A 23,021-nucleotide genomic window follows, 5' to 3' on the forward strand; every position below is an offset into this window, starting at 1 on the left:
TTGTCCTCAGGCCGGAATGTCAGTGGGTCCCAGTAGCGTCAGAGATGACCAATAAAACGGCCGCGAAGGCCACCATCGAGAAAGCATTAGAGGTGTCAACCATGGCGGCAGCCCCGGATCGTGCAAAAGCGCTGGAAGCAGCGCTTGCCCAGATTGACAAGCAGTTCGGCAAGGGGTCGGTCATGCGCCTGGGCGACGAAGTACGCGCCCCGATCGAAGTCATCCCCACCGGTTCCATCGCACTGGACGTCGCTCTGGGGATTGGCGGCCTTCCGCGGGGCCGTGTCATCGAGATCTATGGTCCTGAATCCTCGGGTAAGACCACCGTTGCCCTGCACGCCGTGGCCAATGCCCAGCGCGCCGGCGGCATCGCAGCATTCATCGACGCAGAACACGCCCTGGACCCCGACTACGCCGCCAAGCTGGGTGTGGACACCGACGCCCTCCTCGTGTCGCAGCCGGACACAGGTGAGCAGGCGCTCGAGATCATGGACATGCTGGTCGGCTCGGGATCGCTGGACGTTGTCGTCATCGACTCCGTCGCCGCCCTGGTGCCGCGCGCCGAAATCGAAGGTGACATGGGCGACAGCCACGTCGGCCTCCAGGCACGGCTCATGAGCCAGGCCCTGCGTAAGATCACCGGACGCTTGAGCCAGACCAAGACCACCGCCATCTTCATCAACCAGCTCCGCGAAAAGATCGGTGTCTTCTTCGGCTCCCCCGAAACCACCACCGGTGGTAAGGCCCTGAAGTTCTACGCGTCGGTCCGCATCGATGTCCGGCGGATCCAGACCCTCAAGGAAGGTGCCGATTCCGTCGGTAACCGGACCAAGGCCAAGATCGTCAAGAACAAGATGGCTCCGCCCTTCAAAGTTGCTGAGTTCGACATCATCTACGGCCAAGGCATCTCCCGCGAAGGCGGGATCATCGACATGGGCGTGGAGCACGGCATCATCAAGAAGTCCGGTTCCTGGTTCACGTACGACGGCGACCAGCTGGGCCAGGGCATGGAGAACTCGCGCCGCTTCCTGCGCGACAACCCCGAGCTCGCGGCTGAACTGGAACGCCTGATCAAGGAAAAGCTCGGCGTAGGGGTCAAGCCCGCCGAGGACGAGTCCAAGGACGCGCCAAAGCTGAAAGCCGTCGACGGGTTCTAGCCCTTGACCGGACCACGTTCACGGCGGGCCCGGTCCGGCGGCCCCTCTTCAGGGCCGCCGGACGGCTTTTCCATCCCTGAGGATCCGCAGGCTGTTGACGCCGAACCGGATCCGTTCTCGGTGGCGCAGGCCATCGTGTACCGCCAGCTCACGGCAGCTCCCAAGAGCAGGCTGCAGCTTGCCCGGAAACTGGCGGAACGGAATATCCCCGAACACGTCGCCGAGGCGGTGCTGGACAAGTTCCAGGAGGCGCGCCTGATCAACGACGCCGAGTTTGCCGATATGTGGGTCAGGAGCCGGTCCCAGTCCCGCAAGCTTGCCAAGGGCGCTCTCCGGCGCGAACTGGCCGAGAAGGGCATCGACCAGGAAACGGCGGCTTCTGCCCTGGAGCAGCTGACGGACGCCGACGAGGAAGCGGCGGCACGCGCACTGGTGGAGCGCAAGCTCCGGCCCGGGACGGTTTTGCCTGACCAGTCGGAACGGGACAAAGCCGTCCGGCGGCTCGCCTCCATGCTGGCCAGGAAGGGCTACCAGCCGTCCCAGGCGTTCAGGATCGTCAACGACGTCCTGGATTCCCGGCAGGATCCCGACAGCGGGATGCTCCAAAGCCGGTACCCTTAACTGGTGAGTTTGACCATTCCTTCCCCCCATTCCGGCGCTGCCGCGTCCGTTGAGCCTGCTGCTGATGCGCAAGCCGGTGCTGTTCCGCAATCCGGGGCAGTGCAGCCGCGTACTTACCAGGTCCGCACGTTCGGTTGCCAGATGAACGTGCACGACTCCGAACGCATGGCCGGCATGCTGGAGGATGCGGGCTACGTACCAGCAGCCGGCGACCATGCTGACGTGGTCGTGTTCAATACCTGCGCAGTCCGGGAGAACGCGGACAACAAGCTCTACGGCAACCTCGGCATCCTGGCGCCCGTGAAGGCCGCCAACCCCGGCATGCAGATCGCCGTGGGCGGGTGCCTGGCCCAAAAGGACCGCGAAACCATCCTCAAGAAGGCACCATGGGTGGATGCTGTCTTCGGCACCCACAACGTCGGCGCCCTGCCCGCACTTTTGGACCGTGCACGGCACAACAATGAGGCCCAGCTGGAAATCCTGGAGTCCCTGGACGTCTTCCCCTCCACGCTCCCCACCAAACGCGACTCCGTCTACTCCGGCTGGGTATCCATCTCCGTTGGCTGCAACAACACCTGCACGTTCTGCATCGTGCCGGCCCTTCGCGGCAAGGAAAAGGACCGCCGGCCCGGAGACATCCTCGCCGAAATCCAGGCGCTCGTGGACGACGGCGCCATCGAAGTGACCCTCCTGGGCCAGAACGTCAACTCCTACGGTGTCGAGTTCGGCGACCGCCAGGCCTTCTCCAAACTCCTTCGCGCCTGCGGCGAAATCGAGGGCCTTGAACGCGTCCGCTTCACCAGCCCGCACCCGGCCGCCTTCACCGATGACGTCATTGATGCCATGGCCGAGACGCCCAACGTGATGCCGCAGCTGCACATGCCCCTGCAGTCCGGTTCGGACCGCATCCTCCGCGCCATGAAGCGTTCCTACCGTTCCACGAAGTTCCTGGGCATCCTGGACAAGGTCCGGGACAGGATTCCACACGCCGCCATCTCCACCGACATCATCGTCGGCTTCCCGGGCGAAACCGAAGAGGACTTCCAGGCGACGCTGGACGTGGTGGAAAAGTCACGCTTTGCCACCGCCTTCACCTTCCAGTATTCAAAGCGCCCCGGCACGCCCGCTGCCGACCTGCCGGACCAGCTGCCGAAGGCCGTGGTCCAGGAACGCTTCGAACGCCTCACCGCCCTGCAGGACAGGATCGCCGCCGAGGAAAACCGGAAGCAGTTGGGCCGGAGGCTGGAAGTCATGGTCACCGCCCAGTCCGGACGGAAATCGGAGGAAACCCACCGGTTGTCCGGCCGTTCCCAGGACCAGCGGCTTGTCCACTTCTCAGTCCCCGAAGGAGCCCCGGCACCCAGGCCCGGAGACCTCGTCACCGTCACCATTACGGAGGCGGCGGCCTTCCACCTGGTGGCCGATCCCACGCCGGAGGACTACAGCCTGCGCCGGTCCCGGGCGGGGGATGCCTGGGACAGGTCCCAGGCCGACTCCTGTGGTGTGCCTGCCCCAGGCTCCGGCGCTGGACCCAAGGCTGTCTCCCTTGGCATGCCCTCGCTGCCGCTGCGCACCCGCTGAAGGTGACTGCCCCGCCTGTCATCGCCGTCGTCGGTCCCACGGGCTCCGGCAAATCCGACCTGGCCGTCAACCTTGCCCTCGAACTGGACGGCGAGGTCATCAACGCTGACGCCATGCAGTTCTACCGCGGCATGGACATTGGCACTGCCAAAATCACGACGGCCGAGCGCAGGGGAGTGCCGCACCACCTCCTGGACATCCTGGACGTGACCCAGGAAGCCAGCGTCTCCGACTTCCAGCAACAGGCCCGCAGCCTCATCGGGGATATCCATGCCCGCGGCAAGCGCGCAATCCTGGCGGGCGGCTCCGGACTGTACGTGCGGGCCGCCCTGGACGTCCTGGAGTTCCCGGGGACCGACCCCAAGCTCCGTGCACGACTGGAGGCGGACCACATACGGCTGGGGACCCCGGCGCTGCTGGACAGGCTGAGGGCCCTGGACCCCGTATCCGCGGACAGGGTCTCGGACGCCCGGCGGATTATCCGCGCACTGGAAGTCCATGAACTTACCGGACGGCCCTTCAGTTCCTTCATGCCGCGCCGCGAGTACTACCAGCCTGCGGTTCAGGTGGGCCTGAGCGTGGACCGGGAGGTCCTGCGGGAGCGCTTGGCGGTACGGGTTCACCGGATGGTGGAGTCCGGCCTGCTGGAGGAGGTCCGGATGCTGGACGCGCGGGGCCTTCGGCAGGGCAAAACAGCATCCCGTGCACTGGGCTATTCACAGTTCCTGCGGGTCATCGACGGCACGTCAACAGTTGAGCAGGCCGCAGAGGAAACAATCGTGGCCACCCGGCAGTTCGCGCGCCGCCAGTTGACGTGGTTCCGCGCCGACCCCCGCATCACCTGGCTGGACTGGCAGGACCCGGAGCTGACGGGTAAGGCGGCCGAGGTGTGCGTCCAGGATCCGGGCCGGTAGCCGCGGTTTCAGCACCGGCGGCATCCGCCGTTACGCTTGTGACCATGAATGCAACCCCCGCAGAAGCCACTGGGACTGCCTTGCACGCACTGAGCGGGCTCCGCTTTTCCAAGGGGCATGGCACCGGCAACGACTTCGTCCTGGTGGCCGATCCCGAGGGGGTGCACGCCATCGGCGCAGACCAGGCCGCAGCGCTCTGCGACCGGCACCGGGGAATCGGCGCCGACGGCCTGATCAGGGCTGTCCCGTCCCGTTTCCTGCCGGAAGGCCGGGAACTGCTCACCGATGCCCCGGACGCCGAATGGTTCATGGATTACCGCAATGCCGACGGCTCACTGTCTGAAATGTGCGGCAACGGCGTGCGGGTCTTCGTCCACTTCCTGCGGTCCGAGGGCCTGATCGACCTGCCCGACGGCGGATCACTCACCATCGGCACCCGCGGAGGGGTCAAGACCGTGGTCCGGACAGGGAACGGTTACGCGGTGGACATGGGCCCGTGGGAGTTCATATTCCCCGGGGAGGCCAGCGCCAAGGCGATGGATTCCCTGGTCACTGCCGACGGCCTGGAAGTTCCCCGGCCGGCCCTCTCCGTGAGCATGGGCAACCCACACACCGTAGTGGCCCTCGCGGAACTCAGCGAGCTCGAAGGCACCCGCCTCTTCACGGCTCCCAAGGTCGATCCGGTCCCCGTGAATGGGACCAATGTGGAGTTCGTCGTCCCTGCGGAGCCTCTGGTCCATGACGGCGTCGGATCCGTGACCATGCGGGTGCATGAGCGAGGCGTGGGGGAGACCCAGTCCTGCGGAACGGGGGCCTGTGCTGCCGCCGTCGCCATCCGGCACTGGGCCGGCGCGGAAGCCCCTGATGCCTGGCGGGTCAACGTTCCCGGAGGTGTGGTGGGCGTGAAGTTCTTCGCCGGCCCCGCCGGCCACGAGCACGTGGAACTCAGCGGCCCCGCCGTCATTGTGGCGAGCGGGACGCTTTCGTAACCTTCAGGATCCGGAAGGACTTGGACGTTGACTCGCGGGTCACGGTAAAGGAACTGTCCAGTTCGGCGGCCAGCCAGCGCTGGAGCGAATCCGAGCCCAGGTTCTTCTGCACCACCAGCCATGCCGTGCCGCCGTCCGCGAGGCGCGGAAGCCACAGCTTCAGCAGGGCGTGCAGTTCGTCCTTGCCAATCCGGATGGGCGGGTTGGACCAGATGGTGTCGAACCTGACGCCGGCGTCCACCTCCTGGGGTGTACTGGCGACGACGTTGGACAGCCCCAGCGCGGCCGCGTTTTCGTTGGCCAGGGCGACGCAGCGTTCGTTGACGTCCACGGCGTAGACCGTCGACCCGGGCGCCAGCAGCGCCATGGTGAGTGCGATGGGCCCCCAGCCGCATCCGATATCCAGCAGGTTCCCCTGGGGGTGCGGCGCCGGAACATCGGCGAGGAGCACCGCGGTGCCCTTGTCGATCCCGTCCGGGCTGAAGATTCCCGCGGAGGTGTGGAGCCTGCGGGTCTCGCCGGCCAGCTCCACCGTGAGTGGCTTACGGGTAAAGGGGCCGGCGGGGGACGTGCTGAAATAGTGTGCGGACTCCATAACTGGCCAGAGTAGTTCCCCTTGCAGCGTAATGGGAAACCGTGCAGAACCCCCTCTGCTACGCTGGATGGCATGTTCCTGATCTTCGAGTAGCCGGCACGGGCCACGCCCGTCCCCGCAGCCTGTCCTCCAGCGACAGCCCGTCCCGCAGCGATGCAGGTTTTTCAGCCTTCCGCTTGTGCACCGGCCAGACGCATCTGTTCTGCCCGGCCGCCGGACGATACTCGAAAGTCAGCCTCCTGCTGCACTTCCCGCTATTTTTCCGGCCTTTTTAGCCCTGCCGCCCCTTGACGCGGCATCCCGGCCCCGGCATCGCAGCCGGCCGCGAGACAACCAGGAGAATTGCATGACCGCAGGCCGTCAGCCCAGCGCGAATACGTTCCAACTTCCAAGCAATCAGCACTATTCTGGAATTGCCGAATCTTCAAAGGAGACCATGACCAGCCAGCCCAACACCGGTTCCGATCCAGCCGCCCAGGACATGAGTCCGCAGGAAATCCAGGCTGTTATCGACCGGATCCTCGCCAAGGACGTCCCGGCCAAGACTGTCAGCACGCCCGGCGGTGAGAGCAACGGCAATGGAAAAGCGGTGCTCGGCAAGGCGCAGGCCATTTCCCGCCTCGACGAAGAACACTCAACATACGACGGCGACCAGCAGGACCTCGAGGAACGGCGCGCGCTGCGCCGAAGGGCAGGCCTGTCCACCGAGCTCGAAGACGTCACCGAAGTTGAATACCGCCAGCTGCGCCTGGAGCGCGTGGTCCTGGCCGGGATTTGGTCCGAGGGAACGCTTGCCGACGCCGAAAACTCGCTGCGTGAGCTGGCAGCCCTCGCCGAGACCGCCGGTTCGGAGGTCCTGGATGGCATGGTGCAGCGCCGTGACAAGCCGGACCCGGGAACCTTCCTGGGGTCAGGCAAGGCACTGGAGCTCAAGGACATCGTCATGTCCACGGGCGCGGACACGGTGGTGGTGGACGCTGAACTTGCGCCTTCCCAGCGCCGCGGACTTGAGGACATCGTCAAGGTCAAGGTCATCGACCGCACGGCGCTGATCCTTGACATCTTCGCCCAGCATGCCAAGAGCCGTGAAGGCAAAGCGCAGGTGGAGCTCGCGCAGCTCGAGTACCTGCTTCCGCGCCTCCGCGGCTGGGGTGAGTCGATGTCCCGCCAGGCCGGTGGCCAGGTGGGTGGCGCTGCCGCCGGCATGGGCTCCCGCGGTCCTGGTGAAACCAAGATCGAGTTGGACCGGCGCCGGATCCGTACCCGCATGGCGAAGCTGCGGCGTGAAATCGCCGCAATGAAGCCGGCACGCGAGACCAAGCGGGCCAACCGCCGTCGCAATGAAGTGCCCTCCGTGGCGATCGCCGGGTATACCAACGCCGGCAAGTCCTCACTGCTGAACCGGCTTACGGACGCCGGAGTCCTCGTGGAGAACGCACTGTTCGCCACCCTGGATCCCACCGTCCGCAAGGCGGAAACCGCGGACGGCCTGGGATACACCCTGGCCGACACCGTTGGATTCGTCCGTTCGCTGCCCACCCAGCTGGTGGAGGCCTTCCGTTCGACCCTCGAGGAAGTGGCGGACTCGGATCTGATCCTGCACGTGGTGGACGTGTCGCATCCGGACCCCGAAGGGCAGATCGCCGCCGTCCGGAAGGTCTTCAGCGAAGTTGATGCCCGCAAGGTGCCGGAGATCATCGTGCTGAACAAGGCTGATGCAGCTGACCCGTTCGTGGTGGAGCGCCTGAAGCAGCGCGAACCGCGGCATGTGGTGGTCTCGGCCCGGACGGGTGAGGGCATCCCGGAACTGCTGAAGGCCATCAGCGAAGCCATTCCCCGGCCTTCGGTCAAGATGGAACTCCTCATCCCGTATGACCGCGGAGACCTGGTCAGCAAGCTCCATGAGTCCGACGCTGAAATCCTCAGCGTTGACCACGTTGAGGCAGGTACCAGGGCTGCGGTGAAGGTCCGCGAGGGCCTGGCGTCCGAACTGGAACCATTCATCGTCAATGAGTGACCCCGCCGCCGGCGAAACCGCGCAGACGGCCGGCGAGCAGTTCGTCATCGAACTGCTCGACCGCGCCGTCGCCGGCATGGGCGGACAAAGCCGCACCGGACAACACGAGATGGCCCGGCAGGTGGCCCGGGCCATCAAAACCGGCAACCACCTGCTGGTCCAGGCGGGCACGGGCACGGGCAAGTCGCTGGCCTACCTGGTGCCGCTCATCGCCCACGCCCTGGAGAGCAACAAGCCCGCTCTGGTGTCCACGGCCACGCTGGCCCTGCAAACCCAGATTGTTGGCAGGGACCTGCCGCGGCTGCTGAAGAACATCACCCCGGCCCTGGAACGGCCGGTCAAGGTTGCCTTGGTGAAAGGCCGGTCAAACTATGTCTGCCGGCACAAACTGGAAGGCGGGTTCCCCTCCGAGGAGCCTTCCGAGGGTCAGCTTTTCTCCTTGGGCGAAGACACCAGCGTCCCGCACTTTGCCGCCTCCGTGGGCGGACCCTCGTCCCAGCTTGGCAAGGAGGTGGTGCGGCTCCGCGAGTGGGCGGAGAAGACGGCCACCGGCGACCGGGATGAGCTCCTGCCTGGTGTGACGGACCGTGCCTGGCGCCAGGTCTCCGTCACTTCCATGGAGTGCCTGGGGGCCCAAAAGTGCCCCATGGCCGCCGAGTGCTTCAGCGAGCTGGCCCGGCAGGACGCAGCCGAGGCAGATGTGGTGGTGACGAATCACGCCATGCTGGCCGTCAGCGCCTTCGAAGGACTTGCAGTCCTGCCCGAGTACGACGTCGTGGTGGTGGATGAAGCGCACGAGTTGCAGGACCGGGTCACCGGAGCCGTGTCCGGTCAGCTGTCGGTGGCCATGGTCCACGCTGCCGCTTCCGGCGCCCGCAAACATACCGCCATCACGGTGGACGCGCTGAACGCCGCAGCCGCAAACCTTGAACTGGCCCTCGCCGGTGCGCCCAGCGGCCTGCTTCCCAACGGGCTGAACGACGAACAGCTGGACTGCATGGACCAGTTGCGGGAGGCGTGCCGGGCCGCGTTGTCCGATTCCAAGGGGGACAGCAACGCCACGGCCGACGGCGGCCGGCAGCTGGCCCGGTCCCGCCTCATGCTCATCCTGGAATTGTGTGAGCGGCTTATTGCTGCCCGTGAAAACCGCGAGGTCGTGTGGTTTTCCCGGGCCGGCACGTTCGATCCCGGCCAGGGATATTCCCAGCCCGATGACAATGCCCCGGTGCTGGTCAACATCGCGCCGCTGTCCGTGGCAGGCAGGCTCCGGGAAGGACTCTTCGCCGGGCACACCGTCGTGCTGACGTCCGCAACCCTCGCCATTGGCTCGGCATTTGAACCCGCGGCCGGGGGACTGGGCCTTATCGGCGACGGCGCACCCAGCTGGACGGGTGTGGATGTCGGCTCGCCCTTCGACTACCCGAAACAGGGCATCCTCTACGTGGCCGGCCACCTGCCAAAGCCGGGCCGCGGCGTTTCGCCGGAGGCGCTGGAGGAACTGGAAGCGCTCATCAAAGCGTCCGGCGGGGGTGCCCTCTGCCTGTTTTCATCCCGACGGGCTGCCGAAGAGGCTGCCGACGCCCTGCGGCCGAAGCTCGATGTGACTGTCCTCTGCCAGGGCGAGTCGACCATGACCGCTTTGGTGAAGCAGTTCGCCGACGAACCGGACACCTGCCTCTTCGGGACTATGTCCCTGTGGCAGGGGGTTGACGTTCCGGGAGGCTCCTGCCGCCTGGTGGTGATCGACCGCATCCCGTTCCCCAGGCCGGATGATCCGCTGATGACCGCGCGTTCGCGTGCCGTGGCCCAGGCCGGCGGAAACGGCTTCATGTCCGTCTCGGCCACGCATGCCGCCATCAGGCTGGCCCAGGGTGCCGGCCGCCTGATCCGGTCCACGGGAGACAAGGGAGTGGTGGCCGTTCTGGATTCCCGGCTGGCAACAGGGCGCTACGCCGGATTCCTCCGCGGCGCCCTGCCGCCGTTCTGGGCTACCACGGACCGCAGCAAGGCGCTGGCGGCATTGGCCAGGCTGGGCGCGGACGCGGCCACGTAGGGCCCGGCAGGCGAACGACGCCAGCGGGGGCAGCCGCCGTGCAATTTCCGGCAGGCCGTCCCTTCGCGGGAGACGCGGTCAGAGGGAACGCAGGACCGAGACAACCTTGCCCATGATGGTGGCATGGTCGCCCAGAATGGGTTCGTACTGCGTGTTTTGGGGCAGCAGCCAGGTGTGGCCGTCGCGCTGGCGGAATGTCTTGACGGTTGCCTCGTCATCCAGCAGGGCAGCAACGATGTCCCCGTTGGCTGCGTCCGCCTGGCGCCGCACCACCACCCAGTCACCGTCACAGATGGCGGCATCCACCATGGAGTCGCCGGCCACCCTAAGCATGAAGAGCTCGCCCTGGCCGACCAGCTGGCGGGGGAGCGGCATGACATCCTCCACGAGCTGCTCAGCGAGGATGGGACCGCCGGCAGCGATCCGGCCAACCAGCGGAACCATGGCCGTATCCAGCGCGGTGGGCAGCTCCGTTACCGTGGCACCGCCGCCCGTGGCCTGCGGCGCGGGGGAGGCGCCGGCGGCATTGCTTCCGCTGTCCAGCGTGAGGGGCATCAGCACCTCCATGGCCCGCGGCCGTTTGGGGTCGCGCCGCAGGTAACCCAGCTTCTCCAGCTGCGAGAGCTGGTGGGTCACGCTGGACAGGCTGGCCAGGCCAACCGTGTCGCCGATCTCCCGCATGGAGGGCGGGTAGCCGTTGTCATTGACCGAGCGCTGGATGGTCTCGAGGATCTTCTTCTGCCGGGGGGTCAAGCCCTTGGCGGTCTTCCTGGGTTGCGGGGCGGTCCTGCCCCCGGCGGCTGCTGCTGCCATATTCGCCAATGCCTTTCGCTTGCCGCCGGATCTTCCGTTGCGGCCTGTTCCACAGCGCCGCCGGAAGGACTCCCACTGTCATTGTCAGACCCTGCTGTTCAACTTCAGTGGTGGTTGTTCTTTGGTTCAAAGCTAGGCCAGCCACATTGCTTTTTCAAACATTTGTTCTAGCGAGTCTCGACATTGTTCGTTGATAGGTGCTAAAACTTAACAAGCAAAGTTCGAACATGTGTTCTAGCCAGCGATTGCCCCGTTCGAAAACATGGCCGGAGAAGCTCCGGACATGGTGTGAACGGCAGGGCGGCAGCGGGCGGACACCCGGGCAGCACGGCAGGTCCAGGAGGGCTTAGTTCATGTCAGCTTTATCTCTTCACCAGGTTTCACCTACGCACCGCGTTTCCCTGCAGACCCGGAAGCCCTCGCAGCGCCGGACGCCGTCAGCAGCGCCCCTGCGGCTGACCCGCCGGGGGCGGATCGTCCTGATCGGAGTTCCGCTTGTGCTCCTCGCGGTACTCCTGCTGTCCCTGTCCGGACTTTTCAACGCACCGGCCAAGGCATCCGATTCAGCTGCGGATTTGGCCGTGACGCCGACGGTCACCGTGACGGTGCAGGCGGGCCAGTCGTTGTGGAGCATCGCAGGCGCTGTTGCTCCGGACCGCGATGCCCGGGACGTGGTGGCGGACATCGTCCAGCTCAACAACCTTCCGGCCGCCGCTGTGCTGCCGGGGCAGCAGCTGTTCGTCCCCACGCACTGAGCGGCACCTGGGGTTGGCCTTTGAGAAAGATGACCGGGACAGCAACGCCGGTGGCGAACAGAATCCGTCACATTTTCCGGTAGTTGCCGCGGCAACTAAACTGTTCAGGTGAACGACCAGCTAGAGCGTCTGAACCGACTTCCCCTCCGCAGCAATCTTCGCGGGCTGACCCCCTACGGGGCACCCCAACTGGACGTTCCCATTTTGCTGAACGTCAATGAGAACACCCATGGTGTTCCGGCGGACGTGCGCGCCGCCATCAGCGCGGCGGTCACGGAAGCAGCTGCAGGCCTCAACCGGTACCCGGACAGGGAATTCACCGACCTGCGGAAAGCTCTCGCGGAATACCTGGGGCACGGGCTCGACGAATCAAACCTCTGGGCAGCCAACGGCTCCAACGAGGTCCTGCAGCAGATCCTCCAGGCCTTCGGCGGCCCCGGCCGCACCGCCCTGGGCTTTCCACCCACGTACTCCATGTACCCTCTGCTCGCCAGCGGAACCGACACCCAATACATCACGGGAGTGCGCTCGGAAGGCTACGACCTGAGCGCCGAATCCGCCGCCCGGCAGGTCGAGGAGCTGCGGCCCAACATCGTCTTCCTCTGCTCGCCCAACAACCCCACGGGGACCGGCCTGGGGCTTGACGTTGTGGAGGCTGTCTATGACGCCGGCGAGGACAGCCAGACCGTGGTGATCGTCGACGAGGCCTACCACGAGTTCGCGCATGACGGCACGCCCAGCGCCCTGACCCTGCTGCCCGGCCGGGAGCGGCTGATAGTTTCCCGCACCATGAGCAAGGCCTTCGCGCTCGCCGGCGCCCGCCTCGGCTACATGGCCGCGGCCCCGGAGGTCACCGATGCCCTGCGGCTGGTGCGCCTTCCGTACCACCTGTCCGCGATTACCCAGGCAACCGCACTGGCCGCGCTCCAACACCGCGAGGCACTGATGGCCGATGTCCAGGACATCAAGGCGCAGCGGGACCGCATTGTGGCCGAACTGACCAGGATGGGCCTCAAGCCTGCCGCCTCGGACTCCAACTACGTGTTCTTCGGGGGCCTGGAAAATCCGCACCAGGTATGGCAGGAGCTGCTGGACGCCGGAGTGCTCATCCGCGACGTGGGCATCCCCGGCCACCTTCGGGTCACCGCAGGCACTGAGGCGGAAACCACAGCCTTCCTTACCTCCCTGGAACGCATCCTTGCGGGCCAGGCCGCGCTTCCCGCCTAGACTTGATACTGCGGCGCTGGGCGCCTTGAACTACTTCTTCTCCCACAAAGGATCCTTCACCATGAGTCCCACCGGATCGAATACGGCTGCGGCCCGGACCGCCCGCATGGAGCGTGCCACCAGCGAGTCCTCCGTGCTCGTGGAGATCAACCTCGATGGAACCGGCGTATCGGACATCGATACCTCCGTGCCGTTCTACGACCACATGCTCACGGCCCTGTGCAAGCACTCCCTGATCGACATGACGGTCAAGGCCACGGGTGACACCCACATCGACGTCCACCACACTGTTGAGGACGTGGCCATCACCTTCGGCGAGGTCCTGCGGACCGCCCTCGGGAACAAGGCGGGGATCCGCCGGTTCGGTGAGGCCACCGTTCCGCTGGACGAAGCGCTTGCGAACGCTGTGGTGGACGTGTCCGGACGCCCGTACCTGGTGCACGGGGGCGAGCCGGCCGGGCAGGAGTACCATCTGATCGGCGGCCACTTCACCGGTTCCCTGACCCGCCACGTCTTCGAAGCCATCACACTGCACGCCGGCATCTGCCTGCACATGAACGTGCTGGCCGGACGGGACCCGCACCACATCGTCGAGGCACAGTTCAAAGCCTTCGCCCGCGCCCTCCGCGCCGCCGTCGAACCCGATCCCCGGGTTGAAGGCATCCCCTCCACCAAGGGGGCGCTGTGAGCGGCCAGGTCCTCAAAGACGGCGCGATCATCGACCCGTCAGCATCAGGCAAGCTGCCTTCACCTGAGGGCAAACCCACGGTCACCGTGCTCGATTACGGTTCCGGGAACGTCAGGTCCGCAGTCCGGGCACTGGAACGTGCCGGCGCGGAAGTAATCCTGAGCGCCAAGCCCGAGGATGTACTGAACGCGGACGGCCTGGTGGTTCCGGGCGTAGGTGCGTTCGAGACCGTCATGCGCGAACTCAAGGCCGTGGACGGCATCAGGTTGATCGGCAGGCGGGTGGCAGGCGGACGCCCCGTGCTTGGAATCTGCGTGGGCCTCCAGGTCCTTTTTGAAGCCGGAGTGGAACACGGCACCGAAGCCGAAGGCATTGGCGAATGGCCCGGCAAGGTAGAGGCCCTCCCCGCGGAGGTGGTTCCGCACATGGGCTGGAACACGGTCAAGGTGCCGGAAGGCTCCAAACTCTTTGCCGGGGTCGAAAACGAACGCTTCTACTTCGTGCACTCATACGGCGTGCAGGAATGGAACTTCGACGTCATCCAGCCACGGATGGCGCCGCCCCTGGTCACCTGGTCCGAACACGGCGGCCCCTTCATCGCCGCCGTCGAGAACGGCCCCCTCTGCGCCACCCAGTTCCACCCCGAAAAGTCCGGCGACGCCGGTGCGCGGCTCCTGCGCAACTGGGTGGAAGGCCTGCGGAAACCGGCCGGCGGTCAATCCGCTGCAGCACCGGCGGACGCCGGCAGTGACGCCTAGATGTGGTCGGTACTCCTGATGGGCCTCGCCGGCATCCTCATCGGTGGCGGCATCTCATTCCGGCAGCAGCGCAAGCCACTCTGGACACAGGTGGCGTTCTACGTCCTGGCCGCCATGTCACTGGTGGCGGCCTACCTGCTGACCCTGCCGGCAAACTGACCACAGCCCACAGCGCGAGGGCCGCCAACTTCACCCCAACAGCATCGCGGACCCAGCGCCCTGCTTTCCGCACCGAAATCGACACCGAGGATGAGTATGACCACCGCACATGACCTGCCGGTACTTGAACTGCTGCCAGCCGTCGACGTCGTAAACGGCCAGGCCGTCCGGCTGGTCCAGGGCGAGGCGGGCAGTGAAACCAGCTACGGCACCCCCCTTGAAGCTGCGCTGAACTGGCAGCAGCAAGGCGCCGAATGGGTGCACCTGGTGGACCTGGACGCCGCCTTCGGCCGCGGCTCCAACGCAGACCTGCTCCGGGAAGTCGTGGGTCGGCTGGACATCAAGGTGGAGCTCTCCGGTGGCCTCCGCGACGACGAAACACTGGAAGCCGCCCTTGACCTGGGCGTGGCCCGGGTCAACCTGGGAACGGCTGCACTGGAGAACCCGGAGTGGACCCGCCGGGCCATCGAACGCTTTGGCGACAAAATCGCCGTGGGCCTCGACGTCCGCGGAACAACCCTCGCCGGCCGCGGCTGGACCAAGGAAGGCGGGGACCTGTGGGAGGTCCTTGGCCGTCTCGAAGAGGCCGGCTGCTCCCGCTACGTCGTGACCGACGTGACCAAGGACGGCACTCTGCAGGGCCCCAACGTCGAACTCCTCCGCCAGATGGTGGAAAAGACCGGCAAGCCGGTTGTGGCTTCCGGCGGCATCTCCAGCCTTGACGACCTGAAGGTCCTCCGGTCCCTGGTCCCGCTGGGCGTGGAAGGCGCGATTGTGGGCAAGGCCCTGTACGCCGGAGCCTTCACGCTGCCCGAAGCCCTCGACGTCGCCGGCCGGCGCTGACCCGGCGGACATCGACCCCATGCCTAACGTCGAGGAGCCAGGGCGGCAGCCAGCACGCCAGCTGCCCGGACATATCGCGGCAGCCCTGTCCGGCGCTGGTGGCGCCACGGATTCGGCGGGCCAGCCATGGGCAGGACGCAGCCTGGCCGGTGACGACGGCAGGATCCACAACTTCGAGGACGACGACGGAACGGCCGACGCCGGTTACCTCGCCGCCCTGGACGCGCTCCGGCAAGGGGCAGGCGATGAAGCGGGCGTCGTGGCCGCCCTGGCAACGGCCCGGGTCTTCATTCCGATTGTGGCGCAGCTGGCTGAAGAGTCGGAAACAGCCCACGGACTGCACGCTGACAAGCAGGCGGACATGGCGCTGGTAACGCTGAAGGCGGCCGACGGCAGGACTGCCCTCCCCGCCTTCACCTCGGCCGCCGCGCTGGCCGCCTGGCATCCAGAGGCCCGGCCCGTCGCCGTGTACGCCGCGCGGGCTGCCCTCTCGGCAGTCGCCGAAGGCGCCGAGCTCCTGGTCCTGGACCCGGGCGCCGACGTGACGTTCGTGGTGCGCCGTCCGGGGGTCTGGGCACTGGCAAAGCAGCACGACTGGACCCCCTCCTACAACGACCCCCAGCTGGCCGATGAAATGGCGCGCGCAGCCTCCGGGTTCGCCGCCATCCGCAGCATTGGGCTTATGCCGGGCAGGGGAGTGGCTTCCAGTGCTGCCGATGGCGCAGTAGTCCCTGGCGGCGGTGCCGGGCCGGAACTTCAGGTGGTGCTGTACCTTGAGGACGGCCTGGACGCCGCCGGTGTCCAGAAACTGGTGGCCAACCTCCAGGCGGAGTGGTCGCGGAATGTATTGTTTGGGGAGCGCGTCGACTCCTTGGAAATCAAACTGAGGCGCGCTCCCGACTAGACGCAGCCGGATGGGTGATCCCCGCCAGTGCTGCGGCATACCCTGAAGGACCGTTTCGTGAATTTCGCTCTCTACCGGGAGTTGCTCGCCGTCCGGCCAATCCGGCGGCTGCTGCTGGTTGGCATGATCGCCCGCATCCCGCACTCAGCGGCCGGGGTGCTCCTGACCCTGCACATCGTCCTCACCCTTGGCCAGGGCTATGCCGCGGCCGGCGCCGCCGCAGCAGTCATGACCATCGGTATTGCCCTGGGCGCCCCGTGGCGCGGCAGGCGCGTTGACACCGTGGGGTTGCGGACCGCACTCATCCCGTCCGTGATCTCGGAGACGCTGATCTGGTCTGTGGTGCCGCACGTGTCCTACCAGTGGCTCCTCCCACTGGTCTTCGTGGGCGGCCTGCTCACGCTGCCAATTTTCAGCGTGGTCCGGCAGTCCCTGGGCGTCCTGGCGGAGGGCGACCAGCGCCGCACCGCGTTCGCCCTGGACGCCATCACCACCGAAATGGTATTCATGATCGGGCCGGCCGCCGGCGCCGTGGTGGCCACCAGTGGATTCACCGTTGCCGGGTTGACCGTGGTGGGCGTGGCCACGTCCCTGGCAGGGCTGTCCCTCATGTGGTTCAACCCGCCCACCCGCAGCCCGGCGCAAACCGCCGAATGCGCCGGGGATGAGCAACATGCCGCGGAAGCCGCCGTGGTCGCCACCGCTCCGGCCCACGTCCAGGAAGCCGCCGCGGAACTGTCACCGGCCGGGACGGCCGGCCGTGCGGCAGAGGGACTGCGCGGAAGGCTGGCGGGCGGCTTCGCGTGGTTCACCGCAACGGTCGCGGCACTCTTTGCCGTTGCCGCCGGCGCCGGCATGGTCCTGAGCGGCACCGACGTTGGCATCGTTGCGGCGCTGGAAACCGGAGGCCGCCAGAGCGAGATCGGCATCGTGTTCGTCTTCTGGTGCGCCGCCTCGGTGGTGGGCGGACTCATCTACGGCGCCATGCACCGGCCCATCCCGCCTGTCATCCTGCTGCTGGGAATGGCGGCGCTGACGCTGCCCATGGCCTTCGCCCACGACACCTGGACGCTGGCACTGGTTTCCATCCTGCCCGGCATGCTCTGCGCTCCCGTCCTCTCCGCAGCCTCCGAAAAGGTCGCGGACCTGGTGTCGGAGGAACGGCGCGGGGAGGCGATGGGCTGGTACGGCTCAGCCCTGACCGCCGGTGTTGCCCTCGGCTCGCCGCTGGCCGGCATTTTCATCGACCTCATGGGACCGTCCGGGGGTTTTGTTTCGGTTGGCGCCGCCGGCGTCGTGCTGTGCCTGGTGGGCCTGGCCCTCCAGCAGCGCCGCCGAAAAGCCGCCGCCTGATATTTCCGTCCGCCGCGCTGAACGGCAGGTACGGAGTGGCCGGTCAAGCCCCGGGTGCTTTGCCTGGAAACGACGACGGCGGGACGACCTTGAAAGGCCGTCCCGCCGTCGGACGCTGCTTGGGTGGGTTCTTCCTTAGTTCACTGCGCCGGTGTACTTTTCGCCCGGGCCCTTGCCCGGTGCATCCGGAATCAGCGACTCTTCACGGAACGCCAGCTGGAGGGACCGCAGCCCATCGCGCAACGGTCCGGCGTGCTGCGAGCCGATTTCGGGGGCAGCTGCCGTCACCAGGCCGGCCAGGGCGGTGATCAGCTTCCGGGCCTCGTCCAGGTCCTTCAGCTCGGCCGCGTTGTCTTCTGCGGCCAGGCCAAGCTTTACCGCGGCTGCGCTCATGAGGTGCACGGCGGCCGTGGTGATGACCTCGATGGCGGGGACTTCCGAGATGTCCCGGATCTGTTGTGAAACGTCTGCGCCTGCGTCACCGGGCTCGAAGACGTACGAATTACTGTCTGAGGTGCTCATACTGGTAAGCTTGACACAGACCGACTGGATGTCGTTATTTCAGAGATTGTCCCAAACGATCAGGTTCCCAACAGCGCTTTTGCGGCGTTGACGGGAATTTTTTCTGTAGAATGGCTTCCAGTTTGCAAGCGGAGTTCTCTCCCACCCGCGTCAGCCGCTGTCCCAGGCGTTCCTTTGGAACCTGCAGGGGACGTAAGGTTGCCGGGTATCTGGTTGGGCATGGACCGGCACACGCCGGGACTGTGTGCGTGCAGCCCTGACGGGGTTGCCGAGCCAACCTATCTGAGGCCTTCGATTGCTCCGGCAATTGGGGGCCTTCTCTATTTGCCGGACTCAACAACAAACACAGGAGCTTTAACATTAGCGAGCCAAGAATCAATGAGCGTATCCGCGTCCCCGAGGTGCGGCTGGTCGGCCCTGCAGGTGAACAGGTAGGAATCGTCCGTATTGAGGATGCCCTGCGACTGGCTGCCGAGTCCGACCTTGATCTCGTTGAAGTTGCACCTCAGGCGAAGCCTCCGGTGTGCAAGCTGATGGACTTCGGCAAGTACAAGTACGAGGCCGCGGTCAAGGCACGTGAGGCCCGGAAGAACCAGACGAACACTGTTCTGAAGGAAATCCGTTTCCGGTTGAAGATCGACACCCACGACTACGAGACCAAGCGCGGCCACGCCCTGCGCTTCCTCGGTGCCGGGGACAAGGTCAAGGCCATGATCCAGTTCCGTGGCCGTGAGCAGCAGCGTCCGGAGATGGGCATCCGCCTGCTCCAGCGCTTCGCGGACGACGTCGCCGAAGTTGGCGTGGTGGAGTCCAGCCCCCGCATTGACGGCCGCAACATGGTCATGGTGGTTGGGCCGCTGAAGAACAAGGCTGAAGCCAAGGCTGAGGCACGGCGCGCCACGCAGCGGGCCGAGGCCAAGGCCCAGAACGAAGCCAAGGCTTCCGGACGCGTTGACACGTCCGGCGAGGACCAGGCCCCCTTGACGCAGTCACTGGCGGACCTGCTGCCCGAAGGTTTCACCGTCTCCACGGAGCCGGAGGCTGTAGCCGAGGACAACGCCCCCGCCGAGGCGCCCGCTGTTGAGGCACCCGCTGTTGAGGTACCTGAGCAGGAAGCTCCGAAGCAGGAAGCCCCCAAGGCTGCTGCGCCGAAGCAGGAAGCTCCGAAGCATGAAGCCCCCAAGGCTGCTGCGCCGAAGCAGGAAGCTCCGAAGCATGAAGCCCCCAAGGCTGCTGCGCCGAAGCAGGAAGCTCCGAAGCATGAAGCCCCCAAGGCTGCTGCGCCGAAGGCCGCTCCGGCTCCCAGGCCTGCAGCTGCCGCCAAGCCGGAAGCCGCCGCGCCGGCGGCACCGAAACCGGCCGCTGTGCCTGCACCACCCAAGCCGGTGGCCAGGCCTGCTGCGCCGAAGCCTGCTGCGCGCCCTGCCCCCAAGGCAGCGCCGAAGCCGGCCGGCAAGAAGACCAACTAGTTCACAGCTGCCGGGGTACGCCTCCGGCAGTCAGCAACCAGCATGCTGCCCGCAGGGGTGGCTGCGCGATAGAACTGCGGCCCCCGGGCCTGCAGAAACGTAAGGAGATCGGTTCCCATGCCGAAGATGAAGACCCACAGTGGTGCTAAGAAGCGCTTCAAGCTGACCGGCAGCGGCAAGCTGCGCCGCCAGCAGGCCAACCGCCGCCACTACCTGGAGCACAAGTCCTCCCGCCTGACCCGCCGCCTTGCCGGCGACCGGATCGTCTTCAAGGGCGACGCCAAGGTCATCCGGAAGATGCTCGGCATCTAATTTCCAAGTTCTATGAGGGGCCGCCGCCTGGCGGTCCGTCACCTGCCAAACAGCATTCTCAGGCCGCCGGTTCACCGGCAGTAGATGCTTGGGATCAGATTTTCGAAGGAGTACGCACGTGGCACGTGTGAAGAGGGCGGTCAACGCCCACAAGAAGCGCCGGGTTGTTCTTGAACGCGCAAAGGGTTACCGCGGACAGCGTTCGCGCCTGTACCGCAAGGCCAAGGAGCAGCTGCTGCACTCGTTTGTGTACAGCTACGGCGACCGCAAGAAGAAGAAGGGTGACTTCCGCCGCCTGTGGATCCAGCGCATCAACGCTGCGTCCCGCGCCAACGGCCTCACCTACAACCGCCTCATCCAGGGCCTGAAGGCCGCCGAGGTCGAGGTTGACCGCCGTATGCTGGCCGAGCTTGCCGTCTCTGACGCCAACGCCTTCGCCGCGCTGGTCCAGGTGGCCAAGGACTCCCTTCCGGCAGACACCTCCGCCAAGAAGGCAGCCGCAGCCTAGGCAAGCAGCTTCCGCCCCTCGCCTGAGGGGCCCGTTCAGGAACTGGTGGCAGCAGCTACTACAGTTTTCTGTATGAACGAAACCGGGCGCCCGCAAGACCTTCCACTTTCCAACCCCCGAGCTGATCGGGTCAGGGATGTGGCAAAGCTTGCAGGGCGCCCGGCCCGTTTAAAGCGCGGGCAGTTCCTGGCCGAGGGCCCGCAGGCCGTCCGTGAAGCACTCAAGCTCCACCAGCAGCGCCTTGCGGCGGGAGGTCCCGGAGTAGTGAGCGAGGTCTTCGCCAGCGAAAGCTGCCTTGACCGTTTTCCGGAATTTGAAGAGCTCTCCGAGGGCACCAGCGCACGGCTGGCCACGGATGAGGTCCTGGCAGCCATGGCGGACACCGTCAACCCGCAGGGGATAGTGGCGGTCTGCAGGTTTGTGGACGTGGCTCTGGCGGACGTGCTCGACGCCGGGCCCCGCCTGATTGCCGTGCTGTGCCAGGTGCGGGACCCGGGGAACGCGGGAACGGTCCTGCGTGCGGCCGATTCCGCCGGTGCCGACGCCGTGGTGTTCACGACGTCCAGCGTGGACATCTACAACCCCAAGGCCGTCCGGTCCACCGCAGGTTCGCTGTTCCACCTTCCGGTGGTGCTGGCCGCCGATCCCGCGGAACTCGCTGCAGCCTGCAAGGCCCGCGGCATCGGCATCCTTGCCGCCGACGGCTACGGGCAGCTGGACCTTGATGTCCTGCAGGACGAGAACGCCCGGCGCCGGCTCACCGGAACAGGGCCGGAGTCTGTGTACGACCTCGCCGGTCCCACGGCCTGGTTCTTTGGGAACGAGGCGCAGGGACTCTCCGCGGAGGAGCTGGAACTGGCCGACCACCGGGTGGCCGTTCCTGTCTACGGCGCCGCCGAGAGCCTCAACCTTGGGACGGCGGCCACGGTATGCCTCTACGCCAGCGCCCGCTCCCAGCGCCGTGCGGCAGCTGCAGTGGGGCAGGAACAGGCCGGATAGGGACGCGCCACGGCCGGGAACTTCGGGGAAAGGCCAGGGACCTTCTAAAAAAGAAAGGCCCCGGAAGTCCGGGGCCGATGGGGTGTTGGTAGACAGAGTGATCAGGGTGCGCGGGTTGCTTTTCCGCGTCCGGTGACTGCTCCGTAGATGCCGGCGACAAGCAGGCCGCCGACGATAGCGAGAATCCAGGTGCCGAGGTCGAAGAAGGCAAGATCGCCCTTGTTGAACAGGAGGCTGCCAATCCAGCCGCCAACAATGGCACCGACGACACCGAGGATGAGGCTGGTGACCCAGCCGCCGCCGACCCGTCCGGGCATAACGGCCTTAACGATGGCCCCGACTATGAGGCCCAAAATAATCCAAGCAAGAAAACCCATGTCTCCTCCTTATTGTGACCGGGATTAATAGTCCCGATGAGGCTCAAGCTAACATAAGCCCCCTGCAAAGTCAGTAGCTCGGGTGACGGCGTTGCTGCATCGTTAGGACAGCGCGGGCCCCCGTTTTCGGGGCTCCGTGCGCATAACCTCAGGCAGCCAGCGGCCTCTTGCGTTCGAGCAGGCCGCTGAGGAGCGCGACGCCGAAACCAAGGACGGCGAGGCCGGCGCCGACCAGCGCCGGGGCAACAAAGCCCCACCCGAGGGCGATGACAAGGCCGCCGAGGAAGGCTCCCAGCGCGTTGGCGACGTTCAGCGCGGCATGGTTGAGGGAGGATGCCAGCGATGGGGCATCCGGCGAGGCGTCCAGCAGCCGGGTCTGCAGAGCGGGGATGAGCATGGAACCGGAAGCTCCCACCACAAACACCATGACCATGGCGCTCCACTGCCAGTGCGCCGCCACCGCATAGACCCCCAGAGCCACGGCGATGGCAGGGAGGACCCGGTACAGGGTGCCCATGACGGATTTGTCAGCGAGCCTGCCGCCGACGACGTTCCCGGCCACCATGCCAAGACCGTAGAGCGCCACCACAAGGGGGATCAGGGTGGAGGGGATGCCGGCCACGGAGGTCATGGTGTGGGCGATGTAGGTATAGGTGGCGAAGAAGCCGCCGAAACCCACGATGCCCACCAGGAGTGCCAGCCATACCTGGAGCCGTTTGAGGGCCCCGAGCTCGCGCCGGATGCTCGCGTCGGGGTGGGCGTGCTGGAAGGGGACGAATTTCCACACCATGGCCAGTGCCAGCAGGCCGATGGCACCGACCAGGACAAACAGCAGGCGCCAGCCGAAGGTCTGTCCCAGCCAGGTGGCGAACGGTACTCCCACGACGTTGGAGACGCTGAGCCCGGCCATGACCATGGAGATGGCCCAACCGCGCCGTGTGGGCGGAACGAGGGAAGCCGCGATGACGGCTGCAACGCCGAAGAACGCTCCGTGCGGCAGGCCGGCGGCAAAGCGGGACACCAGCATCCAGCCATAGTCGGGGGCAACGAATGACGCCAGGTTGGCCACGGTAAAGAACAGCAGCAGCCCCAGCGCCAGTTTCTTGCGGGGGAGCCTGGCGCCGACGGCGGCCAGCAGCGGAGCGCCTACCACTACCCCCAGCGCATAGGCGGAGATCAGGTTGCCGGCCTGCGGAGTGGTAATTGCCAGGCCCTGCTCCACTTCCTTGAGCAGGCCCATCATGGTGAACTCGGTGACGCCGATGCCTACGCCGCCCATGGCCAGGGCGAAAATCGCCATGCCGATGTTGGGGGTCGTGCTGCGGGTTGCCGTGGACGGGGAAAGAACGCTGCTCATATTCCTGCTTCTTGAAACGTGGGACTCGCAAGGGACGGATGCCACGGCAG

The 23,021-nt window shown here is 66.2% G+C and carries 24 protein-coding genes; 19 read left to right on the forward strand and 5 right to left on the reverse strand.

What is annotated here, in order from left to right; translation table 11 throughout:
• Nucleotides 1–101 precede the first annotated feature (101 nt).
• From recA to dapF, 5 genes are all read left to right on the forward strand, one after another.
• Nucleotides 102–1,157: a recombinase RecA gene (gene recA / locus LDO14_RS07680; protein WP_026266121.1), complete on the forward strand. Its 1,056-nt coding sequence runs from the start codon at nt 102–104 to the stop codon at nt 1,155–1,157.
• A gap of 120 nt (nt 1,158–1,277) precedes the next feature.
• A complete protein-coding gene (locus LDO14_RS07685) occupies nt 1,278–1,778 on the forward strand; it encodes a regulatory protein RecX (RefSeq protein WP_196804798.1) in 501 nt (166 codons plus the stop codon).
• A 141-nt stretch (nt 1,779–1,919) separates the two neighbouring features.
• Entirely contained in the window at nt 1,920–3,359 is a 1,440-nt protein-coding gene (gene miaB, locus LDO14_RS07690) for a tRNA (N6-isopentenyl adenosine(37)-C2)-methylthiotransferase MiaB (protein WP_263422503.1), read from the forward strand.
• 2 nt (nt 3,360–3,361) lie between these two features.
• Nucleotides 3,362–4,273 (forward strand): tRNA (adenosine(37)-N6)-dimethylallyltransferase MiaA, encoded by a 912-nt coding sequence (miaA, locus tag LDO14_RS07695; RefSeq protein WP_018771591.1) that lies wholly within the window; start codon nt 3,362–3,364, stop codon nt 4,271–4,273.
• 44 nt (nt 4,274–4,317) lie between these two features.
• Nucleotides 4,318–5,262: a diaminopimelate epimerase gene (gene dapF, locus LDO14_RS07700; RefSeq protein WP_056390943.1), complete on the forward strand. Its 945-nt coding sequence runs from the start codon at nt 4,318–4,320 to the stop codon at nt 5,260–5,262.
• Here the strand turns inward: dapF and LDO14_RS07705 are convergent.
• Nucleotides 5,234–5,857: a methyltransferase gene (locus tag LDO14_RS07705; protein ID WP_018771589.1), complete on the reverse strand. Its 624-nt coding sequence runs from the start codon at nt 5,855–5,857 to the stop codon at nt 5,234–5,236. The genes dapF and LDO14_RS07705 overlap by 29 nt on opposite strands.
• A gap of 436 nt (nt 5,858–6,293) precedes the next feature.
• Here LDO14_RS07705 and hflX point away from each other — a divergent pair, with 436 nt between their 5' ends.
• Both hflX and LDO14_RS07715 read left to right on the forward strand, forming a co-directional pair.
• Complete coding sequence (gene hflX, locus LDO14_RS07710; protein WP_223994658.1) at nt 6,294–7,874, forward strand: GTPase HflX; 1,581 nt, start codon at nt 6,294–6,296, stop codon at nt 7,872–7,874.
• Complete coding sequence (locus LDO14_RS07715) at nt 7,867–9,927, forward strand: ATP-dependent DNA helicase (RefSeq protein ID WP_223994660.1); 2,061 nt, start codon at nt 7,867–7,869, stop codon at nt 9,925–9,927. Before hflX ends, LDO14_RS07715 begins: the two co-directional genes overlap by 8 nt.
• A 78-nt stretch (nt 9,928–10,005) precedes the next feature.
• Here LDO14_RS07715 and lexA read toward each other — a convergent pair whose 3' ends face one another.
• Entirely contained in the window at nt 10,006–10,740 is a 735-nt protein-coding gene (lexA, locus tag LDO14_RS07720) for a transcriptional repressor LexA (RefSeq protein WP_018771586.1), read from the reverse strand.
• Between the two features lie 353 nt (nt 10,741–11,093).
• Between lexA and LDO14_RS07725 the strand changes: the two genes are divergently transcribed.
• The 8 genes from LDO14_RS07725 to LDO14_RS07760 all read left to right on the forward strand — a co-directional run bounded on the left by LDO14_RS07725 (nt 11,094) and on the right by LDO14_RS07760 (nt 17,427).
• Entirely contained in the window at nt 11,094–11,495 is a 402-nt protein-coding gene (locus tag LDO14_RS07725; RefSeq protein WP_081620253.1) for a LysM peptidoglycan-binding domain-containing protein, read from the forward strand.
• Between the two features lie 108 nt (nt 11,496–11,603).
• Nucleotides 11,604–12,722, forward strand: coding sequence for a histidinol-phosphate transaminase (locus LDO14_RS07730; RefSeq protein WP_026266116.1), 1,119 nt, complete (start codon nt 11,604–11,606; stop codon nt 12,720–12,722).
• Between the two features lie 61 nt (nt 12,723–12,783).
• Nucleotides 12,784–13,410 (forward strand): imidazoleglycerol-phosphate dehydratase HisB, encoded by a 627-nt coding sequence (gene hisB / locus LDO14_RS07735; protein ID WP_018771583.1) that lies wholly within the window; start codon nt 12,784–12,786, stop codon nt 13,408–13,410.
• A complete protein-coding gene (hisH, locus tag LDO14_RS07740; RefSeq protein ID WP_223994662.1) occupies nt 13,407–14,168 on the forward strand; it encodes an imidazole glycerol phosphate synthase subunit HisH in 762 nt (253 codons plus the stop codon). Before hisB ends, hisH begins: the two co-directional genes overlap by 4 nt.
• Nucleotides 14,169–14,327: a hypothetical protein gene (locus LDO14_RS07745; protein ID WP_166673152.1), complete on the forward strand. Its 159-nt coding sequence runs from the start codon at nt 14,169–14,171 to the stop codon at nt 14,325–14,327.
• Nucleotides 14,328–14,423: 96 nt separating this feature from the next.
• Nucleotides 14,424–15,170, forward strand: coding sequence for a bifunctional 1-(5-phosphoribosyl)-5-((5-phosphoribosylamino)methylideneamino)imidazole-4-carboxamide isomerase/phosphoribosylanthranilate isomerase PriA (priA, locus tag LDO14_RS07750; protein ID WP_018771580.1), 747 nt, complete (start codon nt 14,424–14,426; stop codon nt 15,168–15,170).
• A 19-nt stretch (nt 15,171–15,189) separates the two neighbouring features.
• Nucleotides 15,190–16,074 (forward strand): SseB family protein, encoded by an 885-nt coding sequence (locus tag LDO14_RS07755; protein WP_223994664.1) that lies wholly within the window; start codon nt 15,190–15,192, stop codon nt 16,072–16,074.
• A 57-nt stretch (nt 16,075–16,131) separates the two neighbouring features.
• Nucleotides 16,132–17,427 carry an MFS transporter gene (locus tag LDO14_RS07760; protein WP_144600335.1) on the forward strand — a complete coding sequence of 432 codons (1,296 nt, stop codon included), beginning with the start codon at nt 16,132–16,134 and terminating at the stop codon, nt 17,425–17,427.
• Nucleotides 17,428–17,562: 135 nt separating this feature from the next.
• Here LDO14_RS07760 and LDO14_RS07765 read toward each other — a convergent pair whose 3' ends face one another.
• Nucleotides 17,563–17,949: a DUF1844 domain-containing protein gene (locus tag LDO14_RS07765; RefSeq protein ID WP_018771577.1), complete on the reverse strand. Its 387-nt coding sequence runs from the start codon at nt 17,947–17,949 to the stop codon at nt 17,563–17,565.
• A gap of 401 nt (nt 17,950–18,350) precedes the next feature.
• Between LDO14_RS07765 and infC the strand changes: the two genes are divergently transcribed.
• The 4 genes from infC to LDO14_RS07785 all read left to right on the forward strand — a co-directional run bounded on the left by infC (nt 18,351) and on the right by LDO14_RS07785 (nt 21,237).
• Nucleotides 18,351–19,418 (forward strand): translation initiation factor IF-3, encoded by a 1,068-nt coding sequence (gene infC / locus LDO14_RS07770; RefSeq protein WP_263422494.1) that lies wholly within the window; start codon nt 18,351–18,353, stop codon nt 19,416–19,418.
• A 117-nt stretch (nt 19,419–19,535) separates the two neighbouring features.
• The gene (gene rpmI, locus LDO14_RS07775) at nt 19,536–19,730 is read left to right on the forward strand and encodes a 50S ribosomal protein L35 (protein ID WP_018771575.1); all 195 of its coding nucleotides are present in this window, start codon (nt 19,536–19,538) and stop codon (nt 19,728–19,730) included.
• A gap of 118 nt (nt 19,731–19,848) precedes the next feature.
• A complete protein-coding gene (gene rplT / locus LDO14_RS07780; protein ID WP_018771574.1) occupies nt 19,849–20,238 on the forward strand; it encodes a 50S ribosomal protein L20 in 390 nt (129 codons plus the stop codon).
• Between the two features lie 72 nt (nt 20,239–20,310).
• Nucleotides 20,311–21,237 carry an RNA methyltransferase gene (locus LDO14_RS07785; RefSeq protein ID WP_223994666.1) on the forward strand — a complete coding sequence of 309 codons (927 nt, stop codon included), beginning with the start codon at nt 20,311–20,313 and terminating at the stop codon, nt 21,235–21,237.
• A 101-nt stretch (nt 21,238–21,338) separates the two neighbouring features.
• Here the strand turns inward: LDO14_RS07785 and LDO14_RS07790 are convergent, their stop codons facing one another.
• The gene (locus LDO14_RS07790; RefSeq protein WP_018771572.1) at nt 21,339–21,614 is read right to left on the reverse strand and encodes a GlsB/YeaQ/YmgE family stress response membrane protein; all 276 of its coding nucleotides are present in this window, start codon (nt 21,612–21,614) and stop codon (nt 21,339–21,341) included.
• 148 nt (nt 21,615–21,762) lie between these two features.
• Entirely contained in the window at nt 21,763–22,971 is a 1,209-nt protein-coding gene (locus LDO14_RS07795; RefSeq protein ID WP_223994674.1) for an MFS transporter, read from the reverse strand.
• Between the last annotated feature and the right edge of the window lie 50 nt (nt 22,972–23,021).

Source organism: Arthrobacter sp. NicSoilB11 (genome assembly GCF_019977375.1).
Lineage (GTDB): Bacteria > Actinomycetota > Actinomycetes > Actinomycetales > Micrococcaceae > Arthrobacter.